Annotated in this window: 9 protein-coding genes; 5 read left to right on the forward strand and 4 right to left on the reverse strand. The window is 56.4% G+C overall.

All coding sequences use genetic code 11. The features are described 5' to 3' along the window. The first annotated feature begins 99 nt into the window (after positions 1-99). Entirely contained in the window at positions 100-672 is a 573-nt protein-coding gene (locus tag BW956_RS06160) for a TIGR04211 family SH3 domain-containing protein (RefSeq protein WP_010325378.1), read from the forward strand. A gap of 287 nt (positions 673-959) precedes the next feature. Here the strand turns inward: BW956_RS06160 and BW956_RS06165 are convergent, their stop codons facing one another. Both BW956_RS06165 and BW956_RS06170 read right to left on the reverse strand, forming a co-directional pair. Further along, positions 960-1,169 (reverse strand): hypothetical protein, encoded by a 210-nt coding sequence (locus BW956_RS06165; RefSeq protein ID WP_010325377.1) that lies wholly within the window; start codon positions 1,167-1,169, stop codon positions 960-962. A gap of 13 nt (positions 1,170-1,182) precedes the next feature. After that, positions 1,183-3,717 carry an EAL domain-containing protein gene (locus BW956_RS06170; protein ID WP_076461676.1) on the reverse strand — a complete coding sequence of 845 codons (2,535 nt, stop codon included), beginning with the start codon at positions 3,715-3,717 and terminating at the stop codon, positions 1,183-1,185. 134 nt (positions 3,718-3,851) lie between these two features. Here BW956_RS06170 and ptsP point away from each other — a divergent pair, with 134 nt between their 5' ends. The 3 genes from ptsP (at position 3,852) to BW956_RS06185 (ending at position 8,850) form a co-directional block, all read left to right on the forward strand. Next, positions 3,852-6,113: a phosphoenolpyruvate--protein phosphotransferase gene (gene ptsP, locus BW956_RS06175; protein WP_076461678.1), complete on the forward strand. Its 2,262-nt coding sequence runs from the start codon at positions 3,852-3,854 to the stop codon at positions 6,111-6,113. A gap of 201 nt (positions 6,114-6,314) precedes the next feature. Further along, positions 6,315-8,282 (forward strand): flavohemoglobin expression-modulating QEGLA motif protein, encoded by a 1,968-nt coding sequence (locus BW956_RS06180; protein ID WP_076461680.1) that lies wholly within the window; start codon positions 6,315-6,317, stop codon positions 8,280-8,282. Between the two features lie 34 nt (positions 8,283-8,316). Continuing rightward, positions 8,317-8,850 (forward strand): mechanosensitive ion channel domain-containing protein, encoded by a 534-nt coding sequence (locus BW956_RS06185; protein WP_076461682.1) that lies wholly within the window; start codon positions 8,317-8,319, stop codon positions 8,848-8,850. Here BW956_RS06185 and BW956_RS06190 read toward each other — a convergent pair. Together BW956_RS06190 and BW956_RS06195 are read right to left on the reverse strand one after the other, a co-directional pair. After that, on the reverse strand, positions 8,832-9,671 hold the full coding sequence (locus BW956_RS06190; protein WP_076461684.1) for a class II glutamine amidotransferase: 840 nt from the start codon (positions 9,669-9,671) through the stop codon (positions 8,832-8,834). The genes BW956_RS06185 and BW956_RS06190 overlap by 19 nt on opposite strands. Before the next feature lie 4 nt (positions 9,672-9,675). Beyond that, the gene (locus BW956_RS06195; protein WP_076461686.1) at positions 9,676-10,863 is read right to left on the reverse strand and encodes an MFS transporter; all 1,188 of its coding nucleotides are present in this window, start codon (positions 10,861-10,863) and stop codon (positions 9,676-9,678) included. Positions 10,864-11,088: 225 nt separating this feature from the next. On the opposite strand from BW956_RS06195, the gene BW956_RS06200 reads away from it, so the two are divergent. Beyond that, positions 11,089-11,892: a response regulator gene (locus BW956_RS06200; RefSeq protein WP_076461688.1), complete on the forward strand. Its 804-nt coding sequence runs from the start codon at positions 11,089-11,091 to the stop codon at positions 11,890-11,892. The last annotated feature ends 10 nt before the right edge of the window (positions 11,893-11,902 follow it).

The following is an 11,902-nucleotide window of genomic DNA, read 5'->3' on the forward strand; positions in this document are numbered from 1 at the left end:
GTTAAATTCGACTGTCGTTCATATGCAGGACAGCTCCTAAACGATAAAGTGTTTGTTGTGTAAAATCATGCTTTTGTTATTTCAGTTGCCGGATACACCATGAAAAAAATATTGTTTTTAACCACTCTTTTGGGTTTATCTGCCCCCGCCTGGGCAGAACAGGGTCATATTGCCGATGATGTCTACGTCTTCTTTCACGGCGGCCCCAGTAACGAATATCGCATCACCGGCCGCATCAATAGTGGCGAACCGGTCGAAATCCTTGGCCAGAACAGCTCCACAGGCTATATTCAAATAAAGACCGAGAGCGGCCGCACCGGCTGGGTACCGGAACAGTTTGTTGCAACCGGCAACAGTAAGCTGTTCGACCTGCCGAAGCTGGAAACGGCGCTGGCCGATAGCCGATCTACCATTGATGAGCAGGCCTCGACCATTGAGCAGCTGAATGCACAGCTGACCCAACTGAAGGATGCCAGTAGTGGTTACACCGGTCAGATTCGCGATCTGCAGATTGAAATTCGCGACCTGCAGTCGCAGATAAGTAATATGGACCAGAGCAATATGATGCGCTGGTTGACTTACGGCGGCTTGATCGCCTTTGGTGGCGTGGTGCTGGGTTTGATCGTCCCTTACCTGCCGCGTCGACGCAAACGCAGGGATGACTGGTTCTGATCCTGATCCAGACGGATAACAGGCACGTAAGGAACCATGAGTGGCAAGGGCTGTCCGATGTTGAGCTGAACAGGAGAATTACTGCATGCTGACAACACTGGCTGTTTTGACAACTGCAATTGCGCTAGGCGCGGGCCTGGCAGCGTTGGTGCATTCTTCATCAGCCCGACCGCAGCCTTTGCGGGTTCGGGTGGAAGATACCAGACCCCAGCGCACCAGACGGCAACGGCGCGAGTGGTAGTACCACCCACCCTTAAAGCAAGCGGGCCACCCTGAGGTGGCCCGTTCTATTTTGTACCCGATGGGTATGCAGAAGGGTCCAGCGGCTGAAGCTCATCGAACCCCTCATCCGGGGTCCAGTACCGGCGCCCCTGCTCGACCCGAATGACGCCTTTGAAACGCTGCTGAAGATAGGTGACGGCGTCTTCAAGTGTATCGATATCACAGAGGATAACGCCGCCGCGGTCGTTATCCGTGGCAAAAATGTAACTCTTCAATCTGTATCCTCGATTACTCTCTTTCCGGCATTGCTGCCAATGGCAGTGGCCTGTATTCATTCGCCCAGCGACTGAAGTCGGCTGCAGACATGGGACGGGCTATATAATACCCCTGAGCCTGGTCACAGCCCAGTGCCTTGAGAATTGTCAGATCCGCTTCCGTCTCGGCGCCTTCGGCAATCACCGATAACCCCATGGCATGACTCATGTCGATCATGGCACGGACCAGTTTGCGATCTGTTTCAGATTGCTCAATCTGCTCGATAAAGCTACGGTCAACTTTAAGATAGTCCAGCGACATTTCACGGATATAGCTGAGGCTGGAATAGCCGGTGCCAAAATCATCAATGGCAACCCGCACCCCCTCATCCCGCAAACTTGCCAGCTCCCTCTCAGTGGCAGCAGCACTGTGCATGAAGCTGGTTTCTGTCAGTTCGACCACGAGCTGCTCCGGTGCAACCTGATGCTGATGCAATGCTGCCATCACCTGACTGGCCACTTCAGAGCGCTGAAACTGTCGCGCAGACACATTGATGGACATTTTCAGCGGCATGCCCTGCCGACTCCAGCGAGCAGCTTCCTGCACCGCCTGACCAAGCACCCAGACGCCGATATCATCCATCATGCCCGTATCTTCAGCCACGGGGATAAACTGGTCCGGTGAAACCGGCCCCAGGCTCTCACTGTGCCATCGCAGCAAGGCTTCGGCGCCGACAAGAGCACCGGTTACCAGATCGATCTGCGGCTGATAGACCAGACTGAACTCTTCGTGCTCCAGCGCATGATGCAGCTCGGATGCAATACGGTATCGACTCAGGCGGTCATTCTGGTGGCCGGATTGGAAAAAGGCCACGCTATTGCGCCCCATATCCTTGGCCAGGTGGACCGCGGACTCGGCGGCACGCACCAGTTCAGTTGGCTCTTTTGCATCCGCAGGGAAAAACGCCACACCTATACTGGCCCGCACTCTCACTTCCTGCTGCTCCAGCCAGAAAGGTTGGGTCAATGCCCGGCTGAGGCTATCCAGATAGGTACTGATTTCATGCTCATCAACCCCTTCGGTAAGGAGAATATAAAATTCGTCACCCGAAGGTCGCGCAGCTGTCCCCTGCTCCCCCAGGGTCGATTCGATCCGCTCGGCCACCAGGCGCAGCAATTGATCACCGGCGGCGTGGCCAAAGCGATCATTAAACTGTTTGAACAAGTCCAGATCCAGCGCCAGCAAGGCCCCCTTAGCACCCTGTTCGGCACTGAAATTCAGCGCCATCTGCAGACGGTCGTGGAACAGGCGCCGATTGGCGAGACCGGTGACGCTGTCAAACCAGGAGAGCCGCTTCATGCGCGCTTCGTAATTCTTGCTTTCGGTCAGGTCGTGGAAGATGGCTGCATACTGGCCAACTTCACCGGCTTCATTTTCAATGGCGGTAATACTGAGCCACTCCGGATATACACTGCCATCCTTGCGCCGGTTCCAGATCTCGCCTTGCCAGCTGCCGTCCTGCGCCAGTGACGCCCAAAGCTGCTGATAGAAAGCCTGATCATGGCGACCCGAACTGAGCATACTGGGGTTCTTACCAAGCGCTTCATGGGCTTCGTAACCGGTAATCGCGGTAAAGGCCGGGTTCACACTCTGAATGGCGCCCTGCGCATCAGTGATTACAATCGCTTCATGCGAAGCCTGGATGACACGTTCAATCAAGTTCAGTGTTTGTCGTGACTGTTGCAGCTGACGGCTCTTGTCCTGCAGCAGTTCCTGCAGGCGGTAAATATAGTCCCGCTCAACACTGCGCAGGATATCCGCATAGGAAGCCAGCCCGATGACACGTTGCTGAGCGTCCATCACGCCTATATGACGAAAGCCGTTCTGCTTGAAGTAGCGTCTGACATTAAACAGGCTCATTGAGCCTTCAACGGCCAGTAGCTCCGGAAGCTCCAGCTGTTGCAGGGGGGTATCAAGCGGAGTGCGCAAGGCCAGATGACGTATCACATCCGTCTCGGTCATGATCTGCCAACCGGAGCTGTCATTACCTACCAGCACAGCGGTATATCGGGTGCGCCGCATGGCCTGAATAGCATCCCTGAGACAGAGGCTGGCCTGCAGCCGTAGCGCCTGAGTGTTGGTCACTTCATCCAGCGGTTTCAGAAACAGGTCATGCTCGATGCCCTGGTTATTGACCACATCACTTTGACTGACAATGCCTACGCGACTGCCCCAGGGGTCCAGTACCACGGCATGACTAACCCCCTGGCTTACCATCTCCAGACCCAGTTCATCCACGGTCTGGGTGGTGTGGACTTCCAGCAGAGGATCAAGCATCTCACGTGTAACCGAAACGGCGTGATCGTTGTCCTGCTCCAGGCTGAGCTGCATCGCCTTGCGACGGGTCAGCAGTCCGCAGGATTCGGCACCGTTGTTTACACAAACTGATCCTATATGCCGGTCGGCCATAAGCTCGATGGCAGCGCCAAGCGGGCTGTCCAGCTCGACGCTGATCACTTCGGTCTGGCAAATGGAGCCAACCTGAATTGTCGGATGAGAATGTGTCATTTCAGTCATTCGCCAAGACTACCACAGGCGTCGCACAGGAGTGACTAAACCAGATCAACTCCTGGCAGGATTGCCCTCAAAGAGCGAGTATGTAAGCATCAACAGATTGCCTTCCAACCGTTCGAGTAACGACGATGCAGCAGCCTTCACTTAAAGCACTCACCACGATTGTGGAGGAGATCTCCCGTTCCGGAAACCCTGAAGCCATCATGAGCCGTATTGTGCAGCAGCTACGCGCCTTGCTTCAGGTTGATGTCTGCAGTCTTTACCTTTGTACGCCAGACCAACAACATTTGATCCTTGCCGCAACCGAGGGCCTGTCCGCCAGTGCCGTTGGTCAGGCGCGACTTCAGCTGGATGAGGGTCTGGTTGGGCATATCGCGGCCAGCCTGAGCACCCTTAACTTGGGTGATGCGCCAACCGACGACCGTTTTGTATTCATACCTGAAACGCACGAGATGCCCTATCACCGTTTCCTGGGGGTTCCGCTGCTGCATCTGCGCAAGCTCGTGGGTGTGTTGGTAATTCAGGGACGCGAACGCATTCCTTTCGCTCAGGAAACCGAAGCTTTCATGATCACGGTGGCGTCACAGCTGGCCGGCACATTGTATAGCCTCCAGAGCCAGGGCAACTGGTATGAGCGTGCTCCCAGCAGTTCAGCCTATCGCCGCCTGAAGGGACAAAAAGGCGCACCGGGGATTGGCGTTGGCCAGATCTGGCCGTTACGCCCTCACCGCTCTCTGGATCAGGTCGCGGAAGCCAGTTGCTCTGACCCGACACATGAACGTGAAGCGCTTGAAACCGCCATCCAGGCCGTGGCCGACGACCTGGAATCCAGCTCCAGTCATCTGGATCAGCACCTGCCAACCGATGTACATGCTCTGTTTAATGTCTATCAGATGATGCTGCAGAGCCCTGAGCTGCATCGCAGCTGTTGCGAGCTGATCGACACCGGCAAATCGGCTGCCTGGGCCTTACGGCAGACTGTCGAGCGTATGGCACACCAGTTCCAGCAGTCTGAAGATCCTTATCTGCAGGCCCGCGGCGAGGACATCCACAATATCGGCCAACGGGTGCTGAACCAACTGTTGTCACGCGATAGTCTGTCCAAGACCCTGCCAGAGGGTGACCTTATCCTGGCTGCCGAGCTGATCAGCATTGCCGACCTGGCAGAGTTTCCCCTGCAGCGCATCCAGGGGATTGCCTGTACCCGGGGCTCAACACTGTCCCACACAGCCATTGTGGCAAATGCACTGGGTATCCCGGCGGTCATGGGGCTGGACTCCTTCGAGCCGGAGCAACACGCCCAGTCACAAATGGTTGTGGACGGGCACCGTGGCGAGTGTATTCTCAATCCGCCAGCAGCACTGCTGCATGAATACCGCCGCATGATCAATGAAGACCAGCGCTTCATGCAGGACCTGGAACGCCTGCGTGATGAGCCGGCGATCTCCCGCGACGGCTTCGAGGTCAGCCTGCTGACCAACACCGGCCTGCTGGCCGACGTAACACCGGGGCTTCAGCACGGCGCTGAAGGGGTGGGCCTTTATCGATCCGAAATTCCATTCATGATCCATGACGGCTTTCCAACCGAGCAGGAACAGTACAGCCTCTACGCCAAGGTTTTGCATGCCTACGCACCCCGGCCAGTCAGCATGCGCACCCTGGATGTGGGCGGTGACAAGCAACTGCCCTACTTTGATATCAGTGAAACCAACCCCTACCTCGGCTGGCGCGGTATACGCTTTTCGCTGGATAACGCCCAACTCCTGATCACCCAGGTTAGAGCCATGCTCAGGGCCAACGCCGAATACGGCAACCTTAAGCTGCTGGTGCCGATGGTCAGCCGCATTGATGAAATTCAGACCTTTCGTCGCCATGTCGAAAAAGCGGTCAGCACACTCGAACGCGAGGGCGTAGGCGTAGGCATGCCACCGATCGGCATGATGATTGAAGTGCCCTCTGCCATGCTGCTGCTGCCCAGGCTGGCACCCTACGTGGACTTTGTTTCCATCGGCTCCAACGACCTGACCCAGTACCTGCTGGCCGTCGACCGCAACAACCCGCGTGTTGCCAGCCTCTTTGACCATCTGCATCCGGCCGTTCTGGTGGCGCTGGAACAGATACAGAAACAGTGCGAGTCCCTGGGGCTGCCGGTGTCACTCTGTGGCGAAATGGCATCTGACCCGGCTGCGGTACTACTGTTGCTGGCCATGGGGTACGACTGTCTCAGCCTCAGCGCCTTCAATATCCCACGCATCAAGCACCTGATCCGCTCGGTAAGCCGGGAAGAACTCAAACCCTTGCTGGAAAGTACCCGCTTGTGCCAGAGCGAGGCCGATGTGCGCTCGTTGATTCAACCATTGCTGGAGGCAGCTGCACGCCGGCACGGCTGATCCATTATCGTTCAAAGCCCTGTCATGGCGGGGCTTTGCGGTAATAGCTTCGCATCGGCTGAATACTCTATACTCCCCCTAACACTGAGTGTTGCTGGACGCACGCGAACAAGCGAGCCGCCCTGAACTCAGACTTGTGCGCCTCGTCAAACGACCCAATACCTCAGAGGCGCTGTTACGTTTACTGCAATGGAATGAATAATGCGTAAACTGTCCGAAGCCCAACTCAAACGCCTGATTCAGGCTCGCCAACCCGTTGACTGCCAGATCAGAGGCAGTGAACTGCAAGTACGCATCAGCGAATACACACCTCTGGTTTGCACCACCCTCAGAGCCGGCACCCTGCTGTCCGAAGAGCTGACCCAACGTCTGCGCATCAGCCCCGAGCAACGCTTTGCATTGGAGCATGCCGGAACGGAAAAGCTGACGGAATTGCTGCCAATAACACTGACAGCCCATGAATCACGCCTTGGTTGCAGCCTCCACTCGCAGGTAGCCAATAGTCTGCGTCAGCGCCTTGAAGGTCAGCAGCTCTGGCAAAAGCCGCCGACAAAGGCGATGCACAGCCGTGCCCAGCGCCTGCACAGGCAGTTCTACAACCTCCTGGATACTCTGCTGGAAGTGCTCAACGAAGATTTTGGTCACTGCCTGTTAGTCGATCTGAACCTGCGCAATGGCGACAGCAAAAGCAGCCCGGTTTTTGAAGTGCTTGGCCATGCGCCCCAGCAGCCCGAACTGCTGGCATCCACTGAAGCCGTACTGGAGCAGGCTGAACTGCCACACCTGGAAAGCCTGTGCCAATCAGGGGAGGCATCTGCACGCAACAATCTGCACTCCCATCTGCAGCGCCACCATCCCCAGACTCATATGCTGACGCTGAAGGTTGCCCCGGTCTTTATCGATGCCCAGCACGGTCTCTATCCGGTCATGGCCGATGCCATCAGTCGCAGCCTGCATGACAGCCTCTATGCCGGTGCTGCTGCACTGGCCACCCAGTCCAACTCGGAAGAAGTTTCCGCGCTTGACCTGATGCCACGCCAGCTGCCCAAAGAAGTCATTCAGGTCGACAAGGCCTTGAAAAAACTGGCGCGCGGGCTGGAGACACTGCTGTACATCAACCCGACCAACCTGGCGCGGGAAGAAAAACAGTTCATGCGCAACCCGGGCCGCTATCAGCCCCAGTTCCGCTACCGCCAGCTTAGAATCGACCCTTTCCTGCACCGGGAAAAACTGTATCGACTACCCGTGGATGATATTCGCGACCCCTCCCTGCGCCAACTGTACCGGGATGTGATTGATACTCTGGCGGAACGCATCGACCTGCTGGTCAGCATCGGAACCGACCGTTTCCAGTACAACTCGTTACGCTATTACGGCGAGCCCACCGCCGATGACCTGGCCAATGCCCGCTTTCTGCTGCACGCTGCCGACCGGATCGAGGAAACCGAAGCCGAGCGTTATCCGGCTGATCAAATGACGTCGTTTTTCACCGAGAAGGCCAAAGCCTGGGGACTTGAGTGCAAGGTTGAACTTTCCGACCGTATCCTGGCTCAGGCCATGGTCAGCAGTGGCCGCAAGGCCCTGATGGTGAAGCGTGATACCCTGGCCACCGAGTCCGAGATGCATGCTCTGGCGCATCATGAATTGGGCGTGCACATGGTGACATCACTCAACGCTGCGGCTCAGCCGCTGAAAGTATTCAGCCTTGGCATGCCGGGCAATACCCATGCGCAGGAAGGACTGGCGATATTGAGTGAATACCTCTGCGGCCACCTGACACTCAAGCGCCTCAAGACCCTCGCATTGCGTGTTGTTGCCGTGGACCAGATGCTGCGCTACGGGGACTTCTGCCGTACCTGGCGTATGCTGGTCGAAGACCACGGCTGTTCACACAAGGAAGCGTTCAAGATCACCGCGAGGATTCACCGCGGCGGCGGTTTCACCAAGGACCACCTGTACCTGAGTGGTTTTCGTGAAGCATTGAACCTCTGGCGCCAGGGCGATATCAGTGCGCTCTATATCGGCAAGACAGGATTCAGTTACCTGTCACTGCTGGAAGACCTGCTGTCCCGAGGCCTGATCGAAGCCCCCTTGCACCTGCCGGACAGCTTCAAGCACCCGGTCACCAGCCCGCCGGAAATCGCTTATCTGGTAAGCTGCATCCGCTGAAACTCATAAAGGAATAGCCAAGGACAAGCGTCATATGTGGGAAACTCAACTGGCACTCAGCACCGCCGCCGTCATGGCACTGTTCACCGCGCGCTGGCTCAGCCACCGCCTGCTGGATCGTATCGGTTCACAAAAACAGGTCGCAGACCGGCGACTGTTGATGGTCAAACGTTTCTTCAGTCTGCTGCAGCTGGTATTTACCGTGATGCTGCTGTGCATCATCTGGGGTGTCGACTATGCCGAGCTGATGATTCTGTTCTCATCAGCCTTCGCCGTGATTGGGGTTGCCCTGTTCGCGCAGTGGTCTATCCTCAGCAACATCACCGGCAGCATTATCATTTTCTTTGCCTTTCCCTACCGGATTGGTGACCGCATCAAGGTACTGGACAAGGACGATGACATCACCGGCATCATTACCGAAATCGGCCTGTTTCACCTGCATATTCGGGCTGACAACGGCGAGACCGTGCATTATCCCAACAATCTGATTCTGCAAAAGGCCGTGCGCAAGCTGCATGACCAGGTGCCGACAGATACGTCCGAACCGTCTCAGTCATCCAGCATCTGACTGGCTTCCTGCCAAAGTACCAGACGGGGGTAGCGCTCGATCAGCTGCCCCTGCCTGAACATCAACACCTCCCCTTCTGGCAAGGGCTCCCACTCCCTGTCATCCAGGGGCACGCTGGCCAGCATGGCCGTCTGCATGTCCGCGCGTGACTCAAGATCCAGGCCCTCGATAGGGCCGGTTTCACAAATACTCTGCTGCAACCAGTACAAGCCTGGCGATGACAACTCGCCATCTGGCTGACGGCGGCGATCACTGTGTGCGAACAACAACTCGCCATCGGAATAGATGAAATTGGCTGGCCCGAGCTGGCGCAGGCGCGCCGCAAAATCCGCAACGACTGCCAGACGCACATCGGCATCGGGCCGCCCGTCCTGCCAGACTGCGGCCATACGTGCCATAAGCACACAGAAGGCATGCTCTGAATCCGTTTCCCCCACCGGTGCGAAGCTGCCGCGCGGGAAACGCTTGGGGTTGAAAATAAACCGGTTCAGGTCACCATTGTGTGCGAACGAATGGGGCACCCCACCTGCTTCACGCAGGAAAGGTTGGGTATTACGCAAGGCCACTTCCCCCTGGGTCGCATGACGGATATGACCGAGAAAAAGGGTTGAAGGCCGGTGTCGGTCCGTTAGCCAATGCGCGGTTTCGCTGTGCGCGCAGGCCGCAGCTTCACGAATCAGCTGGCAGTCACCCTGTTCATACCAGGCCAACCCCCAACCATCGCCATGCGGTCCTTCTGCACCGCCATGGCGCGCAAATCGCTCAAGCGACAACGACAAGTGCACCGGCTGTGCTGTTGAAATAGCCAAGAGTTCACACATACGTTCACACCTGTTGTTGTACGGCCGGTTCTTCGGATTGGCGGCGCAAGGGCTCGAGTAATACCAATGCCAGCAAGGCAAAGATGACAACTGGGATCATCAACACATTCATAGTGGCCCACCCCAGCGCGGCTTCAAGCCAGCCAGCCGCCAGGGCAGACAGGGTTACAGTGCTGAACACCAGAAATTCATTGCTGGCCTGGGCCTTGGCCTTTTCGCCGTCACGATAGGCACCGGTTAAATAGGAAGTTGCGCTGATAAACATCCAGTTCCAGCCCAGCCCCAGCAGGAACAGCGCCGACCAGAAATGCCATTCACTTTGGCCGTGCAGGTTAATCCCGATGCAGATCAGCATCAGCACACTGCCGGCCAGCATCAGCCTTCTTTCACCGAAATGTTTAATCAGGTGACCAGTAAAAAAGGAGGGCAAAAACATGCCCAGTACATGCCATTCAATGACATTGGCGGCACTGGAAAACGCATAACCACAGCGCGCCATCGCCAGCGGGGTTGCCGTCATAAGCAGGTTCATCACGGCATAGCTGACCATCGCCACGATAACCGCCATCAGAAAACGTGGTTGCAGAATAATGTCACGTACCGGACGCGCATGCCCTGCCACCTTTGCCGGCATTGGGGGTATCCGCACCTGGCTCAGCAGTAGCAGCGCCAGCAGGTAAAGACCGGCCAACACGACAAAAGCACCGCTGAACAAGGCGCCCCATTCAAGCTCCCGGGTATGCACCGCCAGGTTAGGCCCCAATACAGCTGCAATCACACCACCCAGCATGACCATGGAGATGGCACGGCTTTCATATCCCGTATTACACACCTCAACTGCCGCAAAGCGATACAGCATGCCAAAGCCGATGCCGACACCGATCAGTCCTGTTCCCAGACAAAAGAGCGCAAATGCCGAGGCCTGCAGCGCGAAAAAGCACAACAGGGCACCGGCCAGGCCGACCAGATTCCCCAACACAAAGCCATTACGGCGGCCAATCCGTGCCATAATCAAGGAGGCCGGAATGGTCGCCAGCATCAAACCGATGAACTGGCAGGCAACCGGCAACGTAATCCAATGAGTCGCGGGAGCCAGTTGCTGGCCAATCAGTGCATTCACCGACACCAGTAACACATTACCGGTATTGAGTAATGCCTGGCATAACGCCAGCAGCCATACATCCCTATTCATAGCGCCTCCCCGCTTCAACAAGGGGTCATTAAAGAGGTTGCTTCTCATGGATGCAAGTGATGACCTTTTCAGTGCGAAAGTAGCGTTACATATTTCAGACACTTTGCACAAAGGTTAGAATGTCGCACTATATACAGAGGGTGACTGCCACATCACAGGTCCAGTCACATCCTGCTCAGCCCTACACCCGCATGGTGCTATGCGGGTAAGAACGGATTGAACGCAATGAATTTAGATGACCTCCTGGTACTGGTGATCGAACCCTCCAATATGCAGCGCCATATCATTACGGGCCACCTGCGCGCGATTGGTCTGGAAGAGATCGAAGAATTTGATGAGGCAGCGCCCGCGCTGGAGCGCATGGGCCAGATTGTGCCAGATATCGTGGTGTCATCCATGCACCTGCCCGATATGACCGGCACGGACCTGGTGCGGCGCATGCGCCAGTCGCCTGATCTCATGGACGTAACCTTCCTGCTGATCTCCTCGGAAACGCATTACCGCTACCTGGAGCCTATTCGTCAGGCCGGTGCCATTGCCATCCTGCCCAAGCCGTTTACTCAGGAAGCCCTCTCCACCGCCCTGCGTAACACCATGCATTACATTCGTGATACCCAGGAGGTTGAGCCTCTGGATAATGACGAACTGGAAGACATGCGGGTACTGGTGGTGGATGACAGCCTGTTGTCACGCAAGTTTGTGCGCAAGAGCATGAACGCGATCGGCATTGAACATGTCATTGAAGCCAAGGATGGAGCCGAAGCACTGCAGATCATGAAGCAGGAAAGCTTCGACCTGGTTATTTCCGACTACAATATGCCCAACATCGACGGCCTGGAACTGGTTGAGCACATTCGCCACTATAGTGACCAGCCCTCCGTTCCGGTCATGATGATTACGTCCGAGCAGAACGAAGGCCGGCTGGCGGCGGTTGAGAGCGCTGGTGTATCGGCTATCTGCAACAAGCCGCTCAATTACGACATGCTGAAACAGCTGGTACGACAGCTGGTGACCGGCATTGATGTCTGATTGACGCAGC

It is taken from the genome of Marinobacterium stanieri, assembly GCF_900155945.1.
Lineage (GTDB): Bacteria > Pseudomonadota > Gammaproteobacteria > Pseudomonadales > Balneatricaceae > Marinobacterium > Marinobacterium stanieri.

Bases quoted from the DNA above. Each gene is read 5' to 3' on its own strand.
- BW956_RS06195 (WP_076461686.1), bottom strand. From the start codon at position 10,863: ATGAATAGGGATGTATGGCTGCTGGCGTTATGCCAGGCATTACTCAAT.
- BW956_RS06160 (WP_010325378.1), top strand. From the start codon at position 100: ATGAAAAAAATATTGTTTTTAACCACTCTTTTGGGTTTATCTGCCCCC.
- BW956_RS06170 (WP_076461676.1), bottom strand. From the start codon at position 3,717: ATGACACATTCTCATCCGACAATTCAGGTTGGCTCCATTTGCCAGACC.
- BW956_RS06185 (WP_076461682.1), top strand. From the start codon at position 8,317: ATGTGGGAAACTCAACTGGCACTCAGCACCGCCGCCGTCATGGCACTG.
- BW956_RS06200 (WP_076461688.1), top strand. From the start codon at position 11,089: ATGAATTTAGATGACCTCCTGGTACTGGTGATCGAACCCTCCAATATG.
- BW956_RS06190 (WP_076461684.1), bottom strand. From the start codon at position 9,671: ATGTGTGAACTCTTGGCTATTTCAACAGCACAGCCGGTGCACTTGTCG.
- ptsP (WP_076461678.1), top strand. From the start codon at position 3,852: ATGCAGCAGCCTTCACTTAAAGCACTCACCACGATTGTGGAGGAGATC.
- BW956_RS06180 (WP_076461680.1), top strand. From the start codon at position 6,315: ATGCGTAAACTGTCCGAAGCCCAACTCAAACGCCTGATTCAGGCTCGC.